The following is a 19,118-nucleotide window of genomic DNA, read 5'->3' as shown; positions in this document are numbered from 1 at the left end:
CGGCGCTTGCGCGGTCGGAAACCATCAGATCCCCAAATCGACCCCCGGGGGACCCAACCCCCACCCGGAGATTCTATACCAGCTACCACATTGGGAGCCAAAAGTTAGGCATAATCGCGGCCGGCAAACTCTCTGGAGGTATCCCGTGACCGATTCCTTCGATCTAGAGCGCTTTGTCAGGGCACAAGACCCGATTTTTCGTGCCGTGCAGGGGGAGCTGGGCCAGGGCCGGAAGCAAAGCCACTGGATGTGGTTCATCTTCCCCAGATCGCTGGCCTCGGATTCAGCGCCATGTCCCAACGCTACGCTATCGGCTCGCGCGCGGAAGCCGAATCCTACCTTGCCCATCCCCTGCTCGGCCCGCGTCTCGTCGACTGCACGCGCCTCGTCCTCGCGGTCGAGGGACGAACAATCAACGCAATCCTCGGCGCGCCCGACGATGCCAAATTCCGTTCGTCGATGACGCTGTTCGGCGCGGTGTCCGACGAGCCCATTTTCGACGAGGCGCTCGCCAAATATTTCGCCGGCCAGCGCGACGATGCAACGCTGGGGATTCTGGATAGGCTCGAGCGAAAAGCCTAGCTGCGTCCGCCATCCGGGCGGGCAGCGTAAACCGGCGATTAATATGCCGCCCTTATTTTTTGGAGAATTTCTTTCTCCACCTGCGCCCATTGCCGGACAGATCATGAAAATCGGTACGCTGCTGACCACCGCCATCGTCTCGCTCTCGACCGTTGGCGGCGGCCTCGCGGTCTATGTTGCCGTGACGAAATACCAGACGATGGAAAGGATCACCGAGGCGCAGGGCCGGCTCGCGATCGTCCGCGCCGTCAGCGACATCCCGCGCTATCTCAACCCCGAGCGGGGCTTCGCCACCAACATCCTCTACGGGCCGGCGACCATCGACCCCGCACTGCTTGCCGAGCATGACAAGCTGCGCAAGCAGACCGACGGTGCGCGCGACAGGATGAACGTGCTGCGCAAGGAGCTGCCCGGCCCGTTCGACGACGGCACCGCCACCGGCAGCAAGATCGATGCGCTGAATGCGAAGTTCACCGCGCTGCGTGAGGCCGTGGACAAGGCGATCGCTGGACCGGCCGATGCCCGCAAGGACGCGGCCAAGAAGATCGTCGCCGACAACGCCGTGCTCAATAGCGGCGTCACCGCGCTGCTCGACGAGCAGGTCCGCCGCATGGCAATCCTGAACGGCGACGCCTACCGGCAGGCCAGCTACGCCAATATCGCCATGACGCTGCGCGACATCGGCGGCCTCAACGCCAGCCTGCACAAGAACCTCGTCGGTTCGAAGAAGGTGGCGACCGAGGTCGAGAAGCTCGACATCGCGCGTTCACAGGGGCGCAACGACCAGATCGTGATGTCGCTGCAGGAGCTGCGCGGCAATCCAGCGACGCCCACCAATGTCGCCTCCGCGCTCGAGACGATGAACTCGGACTATGTCGAGGCTTTCGGCCGCGAGCAGAAGCTCGTCAAGGACGGTGCGGCGAGCGGCAAATACGAACACGACGTCGCGACCTACTACGCGGCATCGCAAGTTGGTCTCGGCGCGATCATCGGCGTCCGCGACGCCTTCTACGACAATGCCGAGCAGATCCTCGCCGGCGCGTCCGCCGCCGCGCGCACCAGCTTCGCGATCGCACTGGTCGGCCTGCTCGCCGTGCTGATCGCCAGCGCCGGCCTGATCGTCGTGGTCCGCCGCCGTGTCTGCGCCCCGATCGTCAGCCTGACGACGCGGATGTCACGACTTGCCGACGGCGACGTCACCGAAGAGATCCCCGGCGCCGAGCGCTCCGACGAGATCGGGGCGATGGCGGCAGCCGTCCAGGTCTTCAAGGACGGTATGATCCGAGCCGAGCGGCTCGCAGCCGAAAAGCAGGCCGAGAACGACGGCAAGATGCGCCGCGCCCAGGCGCTCGACGAATTGACCCGCGCCTTCGAGACCAAGGTCACCGAGCTCGTCGGCGGCCTGTCGCAGGCGTCCTCGACCATGGAGAGCACCGCGCAGTCGATGACCTCGACGGCAGCCCAGACCAACAGCCAGGCCGCGGTCGTGGCCGCCGCCTCCGAGCAGACCTCGACCAACGTGCAGACGGTCGCGAGCGCGACCGAAGAGCTGACCTCCTCCATCGCCGAGATCGGCCGCCAGGTCGCGCAATCGACCGAGATCGCGGCCCGCGCCGTCGACAACGCCCGCCGCACCGGCGACACCGCGCGCGCCCTCGCCGATGGCGCGCAGAGGATCGGCGACGTCGTCACGCTGATCCAGAGCATTGCCGAGCAGACCAATCTGCTGGCGCTCAACGCCACCATCGAAGCCGCCCGTGCCGGCGACGCCGGCCGCGGCTTTGCCGTGGTCGCCTCCGAAGTGAAATCGCTGGCCGGCCAGACCGCCAAGGCCACCACCGAGATCTCCGAGCAGATTTCGGCGATCCAGGCCGCGAGCGACGAGACCGTGACTGCCATCCGCAACGTCGCCGACGTCATCGCCGAGATCGACCAGATCGGCACCGCAATTGCCGCCGCGATCGAGGAACAGGGCTCGGCGACCAAGGAGATCGCGCGCAGCGTCCAGGAAGCCGCCCGCGGCACGCAGGAAGTCAACGCCAACATTTCAGGCGTGCAGCGCGCTGCCGACGACACCGGTGCAGCGGCGCAAGAGGTGCTCGGCGCCGCCGAGCAGCTCTCGACGCAGTCACGCGACCTCGCCGGCCAGTTCGACCGCTTCCTCGGCGAGGTCAGGGCTGCGTAAGAAGAGCCGGCGTCATCTCAGGCGGCGGCCCTTGCCATCGTGCGTTTACGTCCCAGGTTGATGAAGGGCATTTCGACCAGGCGCCACATCAGCCAGGCCGCGGGTGTCGTGATCAACAGCGCGCCCAGGAACAGCGACGCAGCGCGGAAGAATGGCAGCTGCTCGGACGGCAGCAGACGGCCCACGATCCCAAGTCCGATGACGTGCAAAAGATAGAAGCTGTATGATATTTGCCCGTAGAACCGGGCGATATCGACATCGAAGGGCCGCAGCACGCCGAGCTTGCGGGGGCCGAAGGCCGCAAGACAAACCAGCACGGATGCGCACAGCGTTTCGAATGCGATCGTAACTGCGGTCTGCTTGCGAACCGCGACGATCACCATCACGATGAGCGCAGCGGTGGCGACAAGCGTTGCCCGAGACGAGTGCGATGCCCTGCTCAGCGTGGCCCCGCCCGCTTGCAGGAGCAGGCCGACGACGAAGGCATAGAGCGGCGCAAGATTGGTGAATCCGCCCAGCAGGTGGACATAGGGGCCCCAGGACGAGATTGCGACGAGAATGCCGACGAGGATCCACACCGGCGTCGCTCCATGCCGCCTCAGCACGGCGTGGGATATGAGGATCAACGGAACCGCGACACACTCCACCGTGAGGGACCACATCACGCCGTTGATGTCGCTCTTGATGAGAAGCGCGTTGAGGATGACGTTGAGCGGGTCGAAAGAAGGCTGGAAGCCCGTATAGAAACCCAGACTCTGATAGGCCAATGTCAGCGACAGCACGGTTGCGATTGCAGCCGGCAGCAGCCTGAATAGCCGGTGACGCACGAAAGTGACCGGATCAGGATCGCGATCCAGCGATCGCGCGAGCAGGAAGCCGCTCAGCACGAAGAAGACGACGACCGGCGCCATTCCGGTGGCGATCATATCCCAGGATTGCATGCAGGCGTGGAACGCGAGCACCGAGATAGCCGCATACCCACGTATGGCCTCAAGCCGCGGCAGAAACGCTGGATTCCGACCTGCTTCCATGGCGCTGACGGTTAACCCAGCAGATCGATCACGGCAACAGCGCCCAGGACAGCGAGGCGCCTTAATACGGCGGCGCCTTGCGCGCGCGCTGCGCTTTCGCCGCTTCGATCCACCAGGTGAGATCGTCGGCAAAGCGCGGGAACGAGCGCTCCAGCGCCTTGCCGCCCTCGCCAATCGGCTCGCTCTCGGCGGACAGCGTTTGCGCGATTGGCCCCACGCCGATGGTGCTCGAGACGACCACCATGCCCATCTCCGACAGGATGCCGTGCCAGGCCGTCGAGGCGCGCGCGCCCGACAGGCGCCCGGCGGAATAGCTCACGATCGCTGCCGGTCGCCAGAACCACTCTTCGAGAAAATGGTCGGTGAGGTTCTTCAGGCCGGGCTGGATGCCCCAATTATATTCACCTGTGACGAAGACGAAGCCGTCAGCGCCGCGGATCTGCCCCGCCAGCTTCTCCAGCGCCTCGGGCGCCGCCCCCTTGGGATATTCCTTGTACATGCGGTCGAGCATCGGCAGGCCGATCGCCTTGGCGTCGATGAACTCGACCTCCTCGCCACGCTGGCGCAGGCGATCGATGACGAAATTCGCAAGGCGGATGCCCATGCGGTCGGAACGGTAGGACCCGTAGAGGACGAGAATGCGGTTGCTCATGGCGGCAGGCTAGCACGAAATGGCCGGGCAGGTCCCCACGATTTGCCGCGCTATCGTTTTCGCCCGAATTCAAGCGTCTGCGACGGCGTCTCGCCGAACTGGTCGCGGTAACTTCGCGAGAAATCGGACAGATGCCAGAAGCCGTATGCCAGTGCCACGGCCTTCACGCTCTCGGCGCCGGCGAGCAGCCGCTGACGCACCAACCACAGGCGGCGCAGGCGCAAATAGCGGTGCAGGCTCATGCCACGATAGCGCTGGACCACGTTATGCATGGTGCGAACCGACAGCCCGAGCTTGCGCGCGACCTCCTCGCTGTAGATGGGTTGAGCCAGGTCGTCGGACAGCAACGCGCGGATCTCCTGGAAAATCCTGAAATTCCGCTCGTCATTGGGCCACTGCGTCCAGCGCACCGGAACGATGTCGGCGATCGCCGCGTCCACCGCGCCGATCACGGATTCCCGCATGGCCGTCGCCTTCAGCGACACTTCCGCGGGGGCGGTCGGCTCGGATGCCGCCGCCAGGACCGCCGTCACGGTTCGCCGCAACCGATGCAGGGCCACGGTGCTGGTCTCGAACAGTTGGAAGCTCGACCTTGTTTCCGGCCAGCCGCGGTCCTTCACCTCGGGCCGGAACACGATCGATGCAATCTGCCGTTGCACCTCCTCGATGGTGTTGTAGGCCGCACCGCTACCACCCATGACGATGACGGAGCGATCTCGCTGCGCACCGTTGAAGCGAATTGGCACGTCGAGATCGTCCATCGCGAATCCGACCGCGGTGCAATCAGCGACCAGCTGTGCATCGACCGCGCGCGGAAAGGCGCGGGTGACGTTCACGTCGCAGCCGGGCAGACGCAGGATGATTTGCTCGGCGGAAATCCTTCGCACGAACGGCGTGAACTCGTAGTTCAGACCACGGATTCCATTTCGAAATTCATCGACGTCCGAAAAGCGAAATATCTTTGGCGCCAAGCCAGGCGCATCATCAATATTTGTCATGACAAAATGAAAAGCAGCGCCGCCAAGCGACGCGCATCCGGCACAACACCGGACTGTTTTTCTCCTTCGAATACCCCGCCAGGACCGAAAGAATCGTCCTCGCCCGCTCACCAGTTGGCGAGTGCTCAATCGAAAGAACAAGCGAACGTTGGTGCCCTGCCGAATTTCGATAGCGTTTCCACTGAGGCAAAGGGTGCAGTGATACCCCGGCAGCGCGATGTGGAAATTCCAAATTAACGTCTGTCGGGCGCAATGACGGGTATTGGATCGTCGAATTTTATTTCAGTTCAGGCCCTGCCATGTTGGCAAATTCGCCTGCCGGTATTCTTGTCGAATTGGAAGACGCGGTCGCAGCGTGCCCGCCGGAGCGATGCGCGCGCATTCTCGCCGGCATCATCAACCTCCTCATCGCGGCCCCGGACCGGCCGCAGGAATTGCTCGCGGCTGTGGCGGACGGCGTCTTGCTGCGCCTGATCGAGCGAGTCGCGACCGACGCGCTGGTCCAGCTCAGTGCGGCGCTTGCCGCGCTTGCAGTGGCCCCACCCGAAACGTTGCGACGTCTTGCCATGCACGACAACCCGGACGTGGCGTGTCCCGTCCTGCTCAAATCGCAGGTACTCGCCACGACCGATCTGGCGGCGATCGCGGCCTCCTGCGGCGAGCGGCAGCAGCGCGCGATCGCAGCCCGCGACTGTATCGAGCCTGACGTGACCTTGGTGCTGATCAAGCGCGGCGCCCCGATCTGCCTTGCGCTGATCGAGAACCCCGGAACAAAATTCTCCGATGCGGCCTATGCCGCACTGATCGCCCGGTCCGACCGTGACGGCGGGATTGCGAAAGCGCTGGTGCTCCGCCCCGGTACACCCGATCCGGTCGTGCGCAGGCTACTCGGCTCCCCGCCAGGCAAGACGGCGCCGGCCAGGCCCACCGCATCGTCCGTCCGCTCTGCGCAGGGCGCCGCGCCCGCCCTTCAGAAGCTGCCCGGCCCGGACGAGTATGCGCGCGCAAGACCCGAGATCGTCGCGCTCAACCGCCTCGGCAAGCTCAACGATTCTACGGTCAACCGTTTCGCAATCCGCGGCGAGACCGCCAATCTGTTCACCGCCTTGTCGGTGCTCTCAGGGGCACCGATCGAGATCGTTGAGCATGTCATGATTGACGAGGATTGCGAGGGACTGGTCATGGCCTGCCGCGCCTCGCGCCTGAACTGGGCGACCACGCTTGCGATCCTGAGCAACCGCAGCGGCGCGCGGCTCTCATTCGCCCAGCGCGAACGCGCGCAGCACATCTTCGAAACGCTTCTGTTGTCGACCAGCCAGTGGACGGTGCGCTGGGGAGAAATCGTAACCACCACCAGCAAAAGCGATCCGGGACATCGCTGCGCGAGAATGGGGAATAGACGATGAAATTAAGTGGCCGCAAGAATGCTCGCGTGAAAATGGACCACCGCTACCCCGTCAATTTGATGGGTTCGGACGGCACCTGGCGACGCAGCTGCATCCTGCTCGACGTGTCGCAAACAGGCGCCAAGATCGAGGTCGAGGGTACACTCGACGTGCTGCAAGCCAAGGAATTTTTCATGGTGCTGTCGTCGACGGGGCTCGCCTACCGGCGCTGCGAACTGGTCTGGATCGACGGCACCGTGGCCGGCGTACACTTCATCGACGGGGATCGCAGAAAGAAATCGGCGAACGCAGCCGCGCAGAGCAAATAGGCAAAATCGGCTCAAGGCATCGTCGAGCCAGCTCGTCTTCACCATCTTCGAGGTCTTCCGTGCGGAACGCGCGAACCATCCCCGCCCCCATCAAGCGGGACGACAGCATCGAGACGGCGCAACCGGCGCGGCCCCTCGTGCACGTGCTGGCCGATTCCTCCGACAAATTATCGGGCATCTGCGCAGCGCTTGGGCCGCGATTCGCCGTGGCGGGCGAACGGCTCGACGCGGGAGCCAAGCTGTCGCAAGTGCCGTCCGCGGTCGTCATCCGCGCGGAACTGCGTGACGTCGACAACATCGCGGCCATCAAGAAGCGGGCGGCGAAACTGGCAAAGGCGACGAAGCGCATCTTCCTCGTCGAGCATGCCTGCCACGTCTGCATCTCGCAAGCCTACGCGCTCGGCGCAACGCTCGTCCTTCCCGGGCCGCTCAACAAGACCACACTGCTAGCCGCTCTGGGTGACCCAGCCGGGCCGGCAGCGCCTGCATCGAGCAGATCGACGCAGCTCGACAACGCCGTCGAGACCGCCGCGACGGCGATTGCATCGATGTTCACGTCCGTCACCCTCGGCCAGCCGCTCGATGTCGATGGTACCAAGGAGGCCGGCCGCAAGATCGCTGATCGCATCACTCAGCATGGACTGTCGGAGTGGCTCACAACGGTACGGCGCCATCACGAGGGAACCTACCAGCACTGCCTGCTGGTGACCGGCGTCACCATCGACTTCGGCTTAAGCCTCGGCGTCGGCCGAACCGATCTGGAGCGCCTCTATGCGGCGGCCATGTTCCATGACATCGGCAAGGCCCAGATTCCGCTCGCTATCCTCGACAAGGCCGGCCGCCTCGATCCGGAGGAGCGCGCATTGATCGAGACGCATCCCGTTGCCGGCTACGATTTTCTGAAGGGACACGACAGGATCTCGCCGGAGATTCTCGATGCCGTCCGGCACCACCACGAATATCTCGACGGCAGCGGCTATCCCGATGCGCTGGCCGGCGAGAGCATCAACGACATCGTGCGCATCCTCACGATCTCGGATATCTTCGCCGCGCTGATCGAGCATAGGAATTACAAGCCGACGATGCCGCGCGCGGAGGCCTATCATGTTCTCTGCGGGATGACCGAGAAGCTGGAGAAGCCCCTGGTGAGGGCTTTCAAAGCAGTCGCACTCTCGCGATGAGCGCGCGCCAAACCAGCGGGCCGGAATGATTTCGGGGGTCCGCTTAGTGCGTAGCCCGGTATTTGATGCGGCGCGGAATCGAGCGGCAGGCCAGTCCTTCGGCAAGCAGCTTCATATCCTCGCGCCGGCCACTGCGGACCAGCCTGCTGAACTCTTCAGGAGTAAAAGGAAGACTGGGATCATCATCGATCGGGCCGCGCATGCGCGGGCCGAAGAACCATCGAACCAGGCTAGCTAGCCGCCGCATGTCAATTCCCTCGCGCCAGCAACAAACCTTTCAGTCCGTGTATTGTTCCTCCTGCACGCCAGGGATTGCAAGAGGCCGCAACGAGTCCGCACGAAAAATTTCGTGAGGAAATATCCTCCTCCGGCCTCTCCACTTCAGTCGGCGAAGCCGACATAGCGCACGAACTCGTCGTTGTTCTCGCGATCCGAACGAACGGCGTTCGCGGCAAAGTTGTCGTCGGGATAACCCATCGCGACGCAAGTCATGATGACCTCGTCTTCAGGAATCCCTGCGACCTCGCGCACGATGTCGGAGCGCATGATGCCCTGCCCGTTGATCACCGAGCCAAGACCGCGGTCCCAGGCCGCGAGCACGATACCATAGCAGAGTGCGCCGAGATCGAAATGGCAGACCGCGCCGGGATCGAGCACGCGATCATAGGTCAGCACCAGCGAGACCGGCGCGTCGAACTGGCGAAAGCCGCGCAGCACCCAGTCCTGCCGCATCGGCTTGTCCTCGCGCGCGATTCCCATCGCGCCGAACAATTTCTTGGCGATGTCGACCTGGCGCGTTCGGTGAACGCCCTGGTATTCGCCGTGGCTGACGATGTCGCGCTTGACCTTGGCACCTCCAAGCATCTCTTCCATGTTGCGGCGGCGCACCTGTTCGAGCGGCACGCCGGTGAGCACATGGACGTGCCATGGCTGGGTGTTCATCGACGATGGTGCGCGCTTGGCACTCTCGATGATCGCCTCGACCACGGCGCGCGGCACCGGCTCGTTCCTGAAACCGCGCACGCTGCGGCGCGACTGGACCAGCGTTTCGAATTCCACCTCAAAGACCTCCCTGCCCTCTTCCGGCGCGCTGCAGGGCGACCGGTTGCCGATGCTGCGCGCGAAATCTATGCTAACGGCCAGGCAAGACCAAGAACCTCGTGAGGACCCGATCATGGCCGTCCCGCTCGATCCCGTCATCGCAGAGATCATTCCGACGTTGCCGCTGCGCGATCCCGCGACGATGACGCCCCGGAGCGCTCGCGATTCGTTGCGCGCACTCGCTGCCTCCCGCGCCGCCGTGCCGCCTCCGCCCGTCGATGTCGTGCACGATATCAAGGTGAAGGGGGGCGCCGGTCCGCTCGATGCGCGCCTCTACCGTCTCGGCAGTGCGCCCGCTCCCACCGTGGTGTTCTGCCATGGCGGCGGCTGGGTCGCGGGCGACCTCGAGACCCATGACCGGCAGGCGCGCAATCTGGCGATCGAGACCGGCGCGGTCGTGGTATCAGTCGACTATCGCCGCCCGCCGGAGACGCGCTTTCCCGGCGCCTTCGAGGACGCCTTCGCAGCGGCGAGCGACGTATTCGACCGCGTCGCGGAATTCGGCGGCGACGCACGGCGTCTGGGCGTTGCCGGTGACAGCGCCGGCGGCAACCTCGCCGCTGCGACCGCGATCGCTTGCCGCGACGCGGGCATCAAGCTCGCAGCGCAGCTGCTGGTCTATCCCGTGACCGACGTCGTCGGCCTCTATGCGGACGCACGCGAGAACGCGGGCTTTCCGTCACGCGCGGAAAACGCCGAGGGCTACTTCCTCTCCCGCGCGGTCATGGAATGGTTTGCCGGCCACTATCTCGCCGAGCCAAGTCACGCCGCCGATTGGCGAGTCTCGCCACTGCGGGCTGCCACGCTGGCAGGCCTCGCACCTGCGGTCGTGACGACGGCCTGGTTCGACCCGCTGCGTGACGAAGGCGCAGCCTATGCGAAGGCGCTGGAAGCTGCCGGCGTGCGGGTCAAGCGTCATGAGGGCGCCGGGCTGATCCACGGCTATTTCGGGCTGGGCGAGGCTTCCGACGTCGCGCGCGCCGAGGCGCAGCGCGCGCGCGCTGATTTCAGGACGTTGCTGGCGCTCGGGTCCTGATCGCATTGCTGAAAAAATGAGCGGCACACGGTTGCCCCTGCTTGATTGCGCCACGATTCCGGGTTCCAATCCGCGCTGCCAATTTTTTGGTTTTAGGGAGACACCTATGATCAAGCGGATTTTCCTGGCTGCGATCGTTGCCACCTTCGCAGCCGGTTCGGCGCTGGCGGACGACACCTGCGAGAGCAAGGCCGTCGGCAAGGATGGCAAGGCGCTCGCCGGCGCCGCCAAGACCTCGTTCATGAAGAAGTGCAAGGAGGACGCCTGCGCGCCCAAGGCTGTCGGCTCTGACGGCAAGCCGCTCGCCGGCGCCGCCAAGAACAGCTTCATGAAGAAGTGCGAGATGGGCGCCTAGCGCCTGCGCATTCGCGACCTCTCGAGCGAGCGACCAGCAAACGAACGACGCCACGGCCGGGCTCGTCCCGGCCATTCTCGTTCTGATTTCCCAAAAAGGAGAGATGAAACACTTTCGCCACCTGGGCGCGCACGACAACCCTAGACAGAAAGCCTCCGCTGACGGATCATGGAGTGCTGAGCGAACCGGGGCGCATCGACGAGGCTTCTAGCAAAGGGTGGTCGAGATGTGGCAATTTGGAGTACGTAATCAGATCATGGCGACCGTGAGCTTGCTGTTCGCGCTGCTCATCAGTCTCGAAGCCGCAAACGCGAGGGGCCCCGGTCTGCCCAACGTCATGGTTCTGGCAACCGGCGGCACCATCGCCGGCACCGGCGCAAGCAGCACAACCGTCGTCGGCTACACCGCAGCCACGGTGGGCATCGACACCCTCCTGAACGCCGTCCCCGAGCTGAAGACGGTGGCCAACGTCAAGGGCGAGCAGGTCTTCCAGATCGCCAGCGAGAACATGAACAATGACTACTGGCTCAAGCTTGCAAAGCGCGTCAACACGCTGCTCGCGCAAGACGACGTCGACGGGATCGTGATCACGCACGGCACCGATACGATCGAGGAAACCAGCTATTTTCTGGACCTCGTCGTCAAGAGCAGGAAACCTGTCGTCGTCGTCGGCGCAATGCGACCATCGACGGCGATCAGCGCGGATGGACCGATCAACCTCTACAATGCGGTGATCCTCGCAGGCAGTGAGGAGGCGGTCGGCAAGGGCGTGCTCGTGTCCCTCAACGACCAGATCAACGCGGCGCGCGAGGTGACGAAGACCAACACATCGACGGCAGACACCTTCCGCACGCCGGAACTCGGCTTTCTCGGTTACATGCAGGGCAACAAGCCGTACTTCTATCGTCAATCCACGCGCCGGAACACGGCGGATTCGGAATTCGACGTCACCAACCTCGATAGCCTGCCGCAGGTCGATATTGTCTACGGCTACGCCAACATGAACCGGGTCGCGGTCGACGCCTTTGTCGCCGCGGGCGCCAAGGGGATCGTGCATGCCGGCGTGGGTGATGGCAGCCTTGCCCGGCCCGCGGTCGAGCCGGCGCTCGACGAGGCCCACAAGAAAGGTGTCGCGATCGTTCGCAGCAGCCGTGTCGGCAACGGCATCGTCGCGCGCAATGGGGAAGCCAAGGACGACGAACACGACTTCATCGTCTCGGATACGCTCAATCCTCAGAAGGCGCGGATCCTGCTGATGCTGGCGCTGACCAAGACGAGCGACACCAAGGAGATCCAGCGGATGTTCTACACTTATTAGAGCATCCACCGATCGAACCTGAGCCATCGCGCGCTTTTCGAGGAAGGCTAGCGCTACGGATGGAAGCATCAAGCTGCGGTGCGAAATGCTAGCTCCGCAGCCCCGGCGCTTCCTGCCCGGTGCGCGCGACGTATTCCGTGTAGCCGCCGCCATATTGGTGGATGCCCTCGGGCGTCAGCTCGAGCACGCGGTTCGACAAGGTCGCGAGGAAGTGGCGATCATGCGAGACGAACAGCATGGTGCCTTCGAAATCCGACAGCGCGGTGATCAGCATCTCCTTGGTGGCGAGGTCGAGATGGTTGGTCGGCTCGTCCAGCACCAGGAAGTTCGGCGGATCGAACAGCATCTTCGCCATCACCAGCCGCGCCTTCTCGCCGCCTGACAGCACGCGGCAGCGCTTCTCGACGTCGTCGCCCGAGAAGCCGAAGCAGCCGGCCAGCGCGCGCAAGGAGCCCTGCCCCGCGGTCGGAAACTGGTCTTCCAGCGACTGGAACACGGTGCGCTCGCCATCGAGCAGATCCATCGCGTGCTGTGCGAAATAGCCCATCTTGACGCTGCCGCCGAGCGCCACGGTGCCCTCGTCCGGCTCGCTTGCACCCGCGACGAGCTTGAGCAGCGTCGACTTGCCGGCGCCGTTGACGCCCATCACGCACCAGCGCTCCTTGCGGCGGATCATGAAGTCGAGACCGTCATAGATCCGCTTGTTGCCGTAGCCCTTGAACACCTTCTTCAGGGCAACGACGTCCTCGCCTGACCGCGGCGCCGGCGGGAAGTCGAATGCAATGCTCTGACGTCGGCGCGGCGGCTCGACCCGCTCGATCTTGTCGAGTTTCTTCACCCGGCTCTGCACCTGCGCGGCATGCGAGGCGCGCGCCTTGAAGCGCTCGATGAACTTGATCTCCTTCGCGAGCATCGCCTGCTGGCGTTCGAACTGCGCCTGCTGCTGCTTCTCGTTCAGCGCGCGCTGCTGCTCGTAGAATTCGTAATTTCCGGTGTAGGTGGTGAGCGAACCGGAGTCGATCTCGACCACTTTCGAGATCACGCGGTTGATGAACTCGCGGTCATGCGAGGTCATCAGGAGCGTGCCTTCGTAATCGTGCAAAAACTTCTCCAGCCAGATCAGGCTTTCAAGATCGAGATGGTTGCTCGGCTCGTCGAGCAGCATCACGTCGGGACGCATCAGCAGAATACGGGCCAGCGCCACGCGCATCTTCCACCCGCCGGAGAGCTTGCCGACGTCGCCGTCCATCATCTCCTGGCTGAAGCCGAGGCCGGACAGCGCCTCGCGCGCCCGGCCGTCGAGCGCGTAACCGTCGAGCTCCTCGAAGGCGTGCTGCACCTCGCCATATCTAGCGATGATCTCGTCCATCTGGTCGGCCTTGTCAGGGTCGGCCATGGCGGCCTCGAGCTCGCGCAGTTCGGCCGCGACCTCGCTGACGGGACCTGCGCCATTCATCACCTCGGCCACGGCACTGCGGCCAGACATCTCGCCGACGTCCTGGTTGAAGTACCCGATGGTGATGCCGCGATCGGTCGAGACCTGCCCCTCATCTGGCAGTTCCTCACCGGCGATCATCCGAAACAGCGTGGTCTTTCCGGCGCCATTGGGGCCGACGAGGCCGATCTTCTCGCCTTTGTTGAGGGCGGCGGAAGCTTCGATGAACAGGATCTGGTGGCCGGCTTGCTTGCTGACGTTGTCGAGGCGGATCATGGGGTTCTTTTGGGGGAATTTTGCGTTGCAGCGTCATAGGGCATGCCGGCCCCCAGGGGAAGCCCGGCGGGGTACGGATTCCCCGCCGAAAGACGCGAAATTCCTGCAATCCGGCCCGTGGCTTAGGCCTTGTAGACCTCGACCGTCTGCATCATCCCCATCTCCTCATGATTCATCATGTGGCAGTGGAGCATGAACACGCCGGTGAAATCGAGGAAGCGCGAACGGAACACGACCTCGCCGCCCTTGCGCTCGACGATGACGGAATCCCGCCATTCCGGCGTCGGCAGTGCCTTGCCGTTGACGGAGACCACCTGGAACGGGTTGGTGTGGATATGGAAGACGTGGTCGTCATGCTCATGCGTGTTGACGATGGTCCATTCCTCCACCGCGCCCAACTTGACCCTCTGATCGATCCTGCCGGGATCGAACTTCTTGCCGTCGATGAAGAAGCTGAACTCCTGCCAATGGCCGGCGGCATCGGCTTCCGGCGCGGTCGCAGACAGCACCACCTTGCGGCGATTGGTGATCTCGCTGTCCTTGATGCTCGCAAGCGGTGGCGTCGGCAGAGCAGCCGGCAGCTTCATCTCCATCGGTGCGCCCGACACCACGACCCGCGCCAGCGGTCCGACCGGTGACGGATGGCCCTGGTCGTAGGGCGCCGCGTTGAACGCATAGGTGCCCGGGGCGCCGGCCTTCACCAGAATATCCGCGCGCTGGCCGGGCGCGATGAGGAGCTGCTTTAAAGGCTGCACCGCGCCGAGCTGGATGCCGTCATAGGCGATCGCATGGAGATCGTGCTTCTCGAGATCGAGCAGCATGTCGTCCTGATAGGCCGCATTGAGGATGCGCCAGCGCTGCACCTCGCCGGGGCGCATCTCGATCACGGGCCGGCGCTGGCCGTTGATGGCGAGGAAGCGCGTCGCCGTTTCCGGGAACAGCGTCTCGAAATCCTCCACCATGCCGTTGTCATCGAAGACGACCTGGGTCAGCACCATCAGCCGCTCGCGCGCGGAGGTGATTTCAGGCACGCCGGCGAAATCACCCTCGACGATGAGGGCGCCGACCATGCCGCTCGACATCTGGATGTCGGCGCTGCCGTGGTGGTGCGGATGATACCAATAGGTGCCGCTGGTGTGATCGGCCGGCAGCGCGATCTCGATGTTGTAGCTGTGGCCCGGCGCCATCGAGCGCATGACGTTGTCGGCGATCCCGCTCGGGCTCGCATGCGCGCCATGGAAATGGAAATTGGTGTTGTTGAACTGGTGCGGATGGCTGATGTCGGCAGGCAAGCCGTCGCGGTTCGGCGGCAGATCGTTGATCAGCTTGATCCGCAGCGTCTCGCCGGGCTTCATGCGCAAGGTCGGTCCGGGACTGCCGCCCTCATAGGACCTGACATAGAGCCGGACGCCGCCGATCCGGCGATAGGCGTAGGCGCAGCGCAGAGTCGTGCTCAGCACGCCGCCCACCGACCTGCGGACCTCGGGCTCCACCAACACCTGATCCATCGCCGGAACCTCCGCTTCCGGCACAATGCCCATGGTCGGCGACATGCCGGCGGTGTGGGATACGGCCCCATGCTCGTGCATAGCATGCTGGGCTCTCGCCGTTCCTGCGATCAGCGACAGTGCCCCGGCTGCGCCGATCAATTGCCGTCGCGACAGCAGCGGAGCAGTCTCGTCAGCTGAGCCGTCGTTCCGATCGTGCTGCATGAGTTCGCGCTCCCGTTGAGTTGCGAACCGTCTTATTCGATTCGACTGCAAATCAGTGGGGAGAAACGCGACTTCTCAATCCGGGCACGCGCGCAGCGTGCGACGTCTTCATCGGATAGTAACGTCCTGCCCGTTTCTATGTCTGCGTGACGAATCATGATAGGTGCGGACCAGCGCCGGTGCGTACCTATGGTTGCGATGCCGTCAGCATCGTGCCACTATAGACCTCGTACAGGGATGAGATCATGCGGCCTTCGCGACGCGAGTTCGTGAAGTGGATATCGGCGGGCGGCATCTCGGTCAGCATGTCGCATCTCGCGGCGGCGGCCAATGCGCCGTTTGCGGCTCACGAGACGCTTCCCGGACGCGGCAATTTCAATCCCGCGACGAAGGGCACTGGCCGCGTCGATGGCGTCGCAAAGGTCACCGGCGCAAAGCTCTACGCCTCGGACTTCCGTGCCAACGACATGCCGGGCTGGCCCCAAACCACCTCGCACGCGATCCTGGTGCGCGCCAATGACGCCACGCACGTCTATACCGGCATGGACCTCGGCCGCCTCGGCGGCGCGCTGAAGCCGTCCGTCATCGTGACAGCGGCGGATCTCGACCGCATCGGCACCGAGGTGCCGGAGTTCTACGCCGGCGATCTGTTCTGCCCGCCCGGCAAGACGCCGCTTTATTTGGGCCAACCGGTCGCGCTCTTGATCTTCGAAAAGTTCGACGCCTTCGACCAGGCCCGCCTGGTGCTGCGCGACGGCACTTTTGTCAAATTCGGCGAGGAGACCGGCCCCGTGGCCGCGCCCGATTACGGCTCCTACCGCTTCACCCGTGTTGCCGGCCCCTCGCCCGACAAGCCTGACGTTTATTCACCGATCCAGGCTGGCTGGGTCTCGCCGAAGAAGGTGCAGAACGCCGCCCTTCCGGTGTGGTCGCCGCTCGCCAAGGAGATGCCGGCCGACTACGTCAAGGCCGCCAAGCTCGGCGATCAGATCCGCGCTGAGCTCGCCGCCGACAACACCTCCATGCTCGTGCTCGACCGCGAGTTCGAGACGCAATCGGTCGATCCGATGTTCCTGGAGCCGGAATGCGGCCTCGCCTGGTACGCAGGCAAGGGCGGCAATCTCGAGCTGGTGCTCGGCGTGCAGTCGCCATACGAAGCCGCGGAATCGCTTGCGCATTTGCTGGCTAAGGCGCACGCGCCCTACAAGCCCTCACATATCAACGCGCAGTTCGCCCATGTCGGCGGCGGCTTTGGCGGCCGCGACCATACGCCGTTCATCCTCTATGTCGCGCTCGCCGCGATCTGCTTCCCGGGCAAGCCGGTGCGGCTCGCACATGACCGCTACCAGCAATTCCAGGGCGGCATCAAACGCCACCCGATCAAAATGCGCTCGCGCATCGGCGTCGACCGGACAACCGGCCTGATCAAGGCCTTCGCCGCCGATCACGTGCTGGATGGCGGCGGGCTGCAGAACTTCTCCGCCAACGTTGCAGTGGTCGCCGCCACAGGCGCGATCGGCATCTACGACATTCCCAAGGTCGACGTCACCACGACCGCGCTGCATTCGCGCGGCGTCACGGCCGGCTCGATGCGCGGCTACGGCACGCTGCAGACCATGACGGCGCTCGAAGCGCTGATCGATGAAGCGGCCTCCGAGCTCAAGCTCGATCCCATCGAATTCCGCCGCCGCAATGCGCTGAAGCAGAACGGCCGGACCATGACCGGCAACCCCTATATCGTCTCGGTGCGCACGCCCGAAATTCTCGATCATCTGGAAAAGCACCCGATCTGGCAACAGCGTGCCCAGTTCAGGCAAACCACGGGCGACCGCCTGGTCGGGACCGGTGTCGCCTGCGTCACCAAGGATTACGGCTCCGGCGCGGATTGCTCGCTCGGTCGTGTCGAGCTCGGCGCCGACGGCAAGATCGCGATCTTCTGCGACCATGTCGAGATGGGCAACGGCATCGGCACGGCGCTCGCGAACCGCGTCGCGGGTCATCTCGGCGCCGTCGCCGACGAGGTCTCGGTCGCGCGCGTCGACAGCTACGACGTGCTCGGCCTGGTAACGTCAGGCGATCCCTACACGATGGACCAGAAGACGCAGGATGCTGCAGAGCGCAATCCGCGCTGGGTCCCGTCGATCTCCTCGGCGACCTCGGCCTCGATCGGCGCCCATGTCGGCACACACTCGTCATCCGAGGCTGCCCGCGTGATCTTCCGCTTCGGGCTGTGGCCCGCCGCGCTGGAGCTGTGGCGCATTCCGAAGACGGACCCGCGCGCCAGTCAATCGGCGCATGCGAGCTGGCAGAACGGCCAGCTCAAGATGCCCGGCCTCGCGCCGCTGGCGCTGACCACCCTCGCCGCAGCCGCGCATGCGCGCGGCTTCGTCACCGGCGCGGTCGCGCATAGCTTTTCGCGCTGGGCCTGGTCGCGCGCGCGCTTCCCTCTGTTCGGCGAGCAGTACCGCGCCGAGATCGACGCGCTCGCGATCCGCCGCGGCAACGGCAAGTTCGAACGCATCAACCGCTCAAGCGTCACATTTCCGCCGACCGACAACAACCGCATCGGCACCGCCTATACCTCGATGTGCGGCACGCTGGTCCGCGTCGAGATCGAGCGCGCAACAGGCGCGATCCGCATCGCCAAGGCCTACAGCGTGTTCGAATGCGGCACCGCGCTGGTCCCTGAAGTGGTGATCGGCCAGTCCCATGGCGGCTTCGCCATGGGCGTCGGCTACGCGCTACTCGAATCGCTGCCGCCGTTCGAGGGCGGCCCCGGCAATGGCGAATGGAACCTCGGCCGCTATCTCGTCGCACGCGGCTCCGACCTGCCGCTGCGCGATCTCGAGATCGAGATGCTGAAGCCGCTCACCCCGGACGAAGCCCCCAAAGGCATGGCGGAGGTCGTGATGATCCCGATCGTGCCGGCGCTGATCAACGCCATTCATGACGCCACCGGTCATCGTTTCCGCGCGCTGCCGGTGACTGCAAGCCTCTTGAAGGGAGTGTTGGCGTGACCACCCTCAGCCTCACTATCAACGGCCACAAGCACGGCCCGATCGACGTCCGCGACGATCTCTCGATGAACGATTTCCTGCGCGAGATGCTCGGCATGACCGGCACCAAGTTCGGCTGCGGCGCTGCGCAATGCCTGAGCTGCGCCATCATCGTCGACGAGCCGGATGGCTCGAGCTACACAAGCCCTACCTGCATCGCGCCGGCCGTGAATTTCGACGGCAAGTCGATCCGTACCGTCGAGGGCCACGCCAAAGACGGCCAGCTGTCGGCCCTGCAACAGGCCTTCATCGATCACTTCGCCTTCCAGTGCGGCTATTGCACCGCCGGCTTCCTTGGCGAGGGCCAGGTGCTGCTCGAACGTCTTTCGCGCGCGCCTGTCGTCCGCGAAGCGCTGGAGCAGACCATTGCGGATGCGCTCGACGGGCATCTGTGCCGCTGCACCGGCTACATCAAATATCACGAGGCGGTGCGCGATGTGATCCTTGCCGATGCAAGCCGCTATCTCGTCGCCACCAAATGAGTCC

At 64.4% G+C, this 19,118-nt stretch carries 16 protein-coding genes and 1 pseudogene; 10 read left to right on the top strand and 7 right to left on the bottom strand.

The genetic code is table 11. From position 1 onward, the window contains the following. Positions 1 to 145: 145 nt before the first annotated feature. Together BM222_RS15040 and BM222_RS15035 are read left to right on the top strand one after the other, a co-directional pair. Positions 146 to 582, top strand: a pseudogene (locus tag BM222_RS15040) (DUF1810 domain-containing protein). 103 nt (positions 583 to 685) lie between these two features. Further along, positions 686 to 2,767 carry a methyl-accepting chemotaxis protein gene (locus BM222_RS15035; RefSeq protein WP_092229012.1) on the top strand — a complete coding sequence of 694 codons (2,082 nt, stop codon included), beginning with the start codon at positions 686 to 688 and terminating at the stop codon, positions 2,765 to 2,767. A gap of 17 nt (positions 2,768 to 2,784) precedes the next feature. Here the strand turns inward: BM222_RS15035 and BM222_RS15030 are convergent, their stop codons facing one another. From BM222_RS15030 to BM222_RS15020, 3 genes are all read right to left on the bottom strand, one after another. Next, positions 2,785 to 3,798 (bottom strand): acyltransferase family protein, encoded by a 1,014-nt coding sequence (locus tag BM222_RS15030; RefSeq protein ID WP_092229011.1) that lies wholly within the window; start codon positions 3,796 to 3,798, stop codon positions 2,785 to 2,787. A gap of 61 nt (positions 3,799 to 3,859) precedes the next feature. Continuing rightward, positions 3,860 to 4,450 carry an NADPH-dependent FMN reductase gene (locus tag BM222_RS15025; protein WP_092229010.1) on the bottom strand — a complete coding sequence of 197 codons (591 nt, stop codon included), beginning with the start codon at positions 4,448 to 4,450 and terminating at the stop codon, positions 3,860 to 3,862. Positions 4,451 to 4,500: 50 nt separating this feature from the next. Beyond that, complete coding sequence (locus BM222_RS15020) at positions 4,501 to 5,448, bottom strand: AraC family transcriptional regulator (RefSeq protein WP_092229009.1); 948 nt, start codon at positions 5,446 to 5,448, stop codon at positions 4,501 to 4,503. Between the two features lie 299 nt (positions 5,449 to 5,747). On the opposite strand from BM222_RS15020, the gene BM222_RS15015 reads away from it, so the two are divergent. From BM222_RS15015 to BM222_RS15005, 3 genes are read left to right on the top strand one after another with little or no spacing between them, the layout of a single operon-like run. Next, a complete protein-coding gene (locus BM222_RS15015) occupies positions 5,748 to 6,854 on the top strand; it encodes a DUF2336 domain-containing protein (RefSeq protein ID WP_092229008.1) in 1,107 nt (368 codons plus the stop codon). After that, the gene (locus BM222_RS15010) at positions 6,851 to 7,162 is read left to right on the top strand and encodes a PilZ domain-containing protein (protein ID WP_092229007.1); all 312 of its coding nucleotides are present in this window, start codon (positions 6,851 to 6,853) and stop codon (positions 7,160 to 7,162) included. The genes BM222_RS15015 and BM222_RS15010 overlap by 4 nt, the downstream gene beginning before the upstream one ends. Before the next feature lie 59 nt (positions 7,163 to 7,221). Then, a complete protein-coding gene (locus tag BM222_RS15005) occupies positions 7,222 to 8,343 on the top strand; it encodes an HD-GYP domain-containing protein (protein ID WP_092229006.1) in 1,122 nt (373 codons plus the stop codon). A 43-nt stretch (positions 8,344 to 8,386) separates the two neighbouring features. Here the strand turns inward: BM222_RS15005 and BM222_RS15000 are convergent, their stop codons facing one another. Continuing rightward, complete coding sequence (locus BM222_RS15000; RefSeq protein WP_092229005.1) at positions 8,387 to 8,590, bottom strand: hypothetical protein; 204 nt, start codon at positions 8,588 to 8,590, stop codon at positions 8,387 to 8,389. 134 nt (positions 8,591 to 8,724) lie between these two features. Further along, the gene (locus tag BM222_RS14995) at positions 8,725 to 9,402 is read right to left on the bottom strand and encodes a nitroreductase (protein ID WP_092229140.1); all 678 of its coding nucleotides are present in this window, start codon (positions 9,400 to 9,402) and stop codon (positions 8,725 to 8,727) included. A gap of 115 nt (positions 9,403 to 9,517) precedes the next feature. On the opposite strand from BM222_RS14995, the gene BM222_RS14990 reads away from it, so the two are divergent. The 3 genes from BM222_RS14990 to BM222_RS14980 all read left to right on the top strand — a co-directional run bounded on the left by BM222_RS14990 (position 9,518) and on the right by BM222_RS14980 (position 12,153). Continuing rightward, on the top strand, positions 9,518 to 10,480 hold the full coding sequence (locus BM222_RS14990) for an alpha/beta hydrolase (protein WP_092229004.1): 963 nt from the start codon (positions 9,518 to 9,520) through the stop codon (positions 10,478 to 10,480). A 106-nt stretch (positions 10,481 to 10,586) separates the two neighbouring features. Further along, on the top strand, positions 10,587 to 10,835 hold the full coding sequence (locus BM222_RS14985) for a hypothetical protein (protein ID WP_092229003.1): 249 nt from the start codon (positions 10,587 to 10,589) through the stop codon (positions 10,833 to 10,835). 256 nt (positions 10,836 to 11,091) lie between these two features. Continuing rightward, positions 11,092 to 12,153, top strand: a complete 1,062-nt coding sequence (locus tag BM222_RS14980) for a type II asparaginase (protein ID WP_244547137.1) — start codon at positions 11,092 to 11,094, stop codon at positions 12,151 to 12,153. 88 nt (positions 12,154 to 12,241) lie between these two features. Here BM222_RS14980 and BM222_RS14975 read toward each other — a convergent pair whose 3' ends face one another. Both BM222_RS14975 and BM222_RS14970 read right to left on the bottom strand, forming a co-directional pair. Next, positions 12,242 to 13,864, bottom strand: coding sequence for an ABC-F family ATP-binding cassette domain-containing protein (locus tag BM222_RS14975; protein ID WP_092229002.1), 1,623 nt, complete (start codon positions 13,862 to 13,864; stop codon positions 12,242 to 12,244). A gap of 122 nt (positions 13,865 to 13,986) precedes the next feature. Beyond that, complete coding sequence (locus tag BM222_RS14970; protein WP_092229001.1) at positions 13,987 to 15,576, bottom strand: multicopper oxidase family protein; 1,590 nt, start codon at positions 15,574 to 15,576, stop codon at positions 13,987 to 13,989. A 245-nt stretch (positions 15,577 to 15,821) separates the two neighbouring features. Between BM222_RS14970 and BM222_RS14965 the strand changes: the two genes are divergently transcribed. Further along, positions 15,822 to 18,593 (top strand): xanthine dehydrogenase family protein molybdopterin-binding subunit, encoded by a 2,772-nt coding sequence (locus tag BM222_RS14965; RefSeq protein ID WP_092229000.1) that lies wholly within the window; start codon positions 15,822 to 15,824, stop codon positions 18,591 to 18,593. Next, a complete protein-coding gene (locus BM222_RS14960) occupies positions 18,590 to 19,114 on the top strand; it encodes a (2Fe-2S)-binding protein (protein WP_092228999.1) in 525 nt (174 codons plus the stop codon). The genes BM222_RS14965 and BM222_RS14960 overlap by 4 nt, the downstream gene beginning before the upstream one ends. Positions 19,115 to 19,118 lie beyond the last annotated feature (4 nt).

It is taken from the genome of Bradyrhizobium sp. Gha (assembly GCF_900113735.1).
Classification (GTDB): Bacteria; Pseudomonadota; Alphaproteobacteria; order Rhizobiales; family Xanthobacteraceae; genus Bradyrhizobium.
The sequence above is the reverse complement of the archived record's forward strand: the minus strand, read 5'-3'. Positions and strand labels throughout refer to the sequence as shown.

Excerpts from the sequence above, each read along its gene's own strand:
- BM222_RS15035 (WP_092229012.1), top strand. The coding sequence starts at position 686 with ATGAAAATCGGTACGCTGCTGACCACCGCCATCGTCTCGCTCTCGACC.
- BM222_RS15030 (WP_092229011.1), bottom strand. The coding sequence starts at position 3,798 with ATGGAAGCAGGTCGGAATCCAGCGTTTCTGCCGCGGCTTGAGGCCATA.
- BM222_RS15025 (WP_092229010.1), bottom strand. The coding sequence starts at position 4,450 with ATGAGCAACCGCATTCTCGTCCTCTACGGGTCCTACCGTTCCGACCGC.
- BM222_RS15020 (WP_092229009.1), bottom strand. The coding sequence starts at position 5,448 with ATGACAAATATTGATGATGCGCCTGGCTTGGCGCCAAAGATATTTCGC.
- BM222_RS15015 (WP_092229008.1), top strand. The coding sequence starts at position 5,748 with ATGTTGGCAAATTCGCCTGCCGGTATTCTTGTCGAATTGGAAGACGCG.
- BM222_RS15010 (WP_092229007.1), top strand. The coding sequence starts at position 6,851 with ATGAAATTAAGTGGCCGCAAGAATGCTCGCGTGAAAATGGACCACCGC.
- BM222_RS15000 (WP_092229005.1), bottom strand. The coding sequence starts at position 8,590 with ATGCGGCGGCTAGCTAGCCTGGTTCGATGGTTCTTCGGCCCGCGCATG.
- BM222_RS14990 (WP_092229004.1), top strand. The coding sequence starts at position 9,518 with ATGGCCGTCCCGCTCGATCCCGTCATCGCAGAGATCATTCCGACGTTG.
- BM222_RS14985 (WP_092229003.1), top strand. The coding sequence starts at position 10,587 with ATGATCAAGCGGATTTTCCTGGCTGCGATCGTTGCCACCTTCGCAGCC.
- BM222_RS14980 (WP_244547137.1), top strand. The coding sequence starts at position 11,092 with ATGGCGACCGTGAGCTTGCTGTTCGCGCTGCTCATCAGTCTCGAAGCC.
- BM222_RS14975 (WP_092229002.1), bottom strand. The coding sequence starts at position 13,864 with ATGATCCGCCTCGACAACGTCAGCAAGCAAGCCGGCCACCAGATCCTG.
- BM222_RS14970 (WP_092229001.1), bottom strand. The coding sequence starts at position 15,576 with ATGCAGCACGATCGGAACGACGGCTCAGCTGACGAGACTGCTCCGCTG.
- BM222_RS14965 (WP_092229000.1), top strand. The coding sequence starts at position 15,822 with ATGCGGCCTTCGCGACGCGAGTTCGTGAAGTGGATATCGGCGGGCGGC.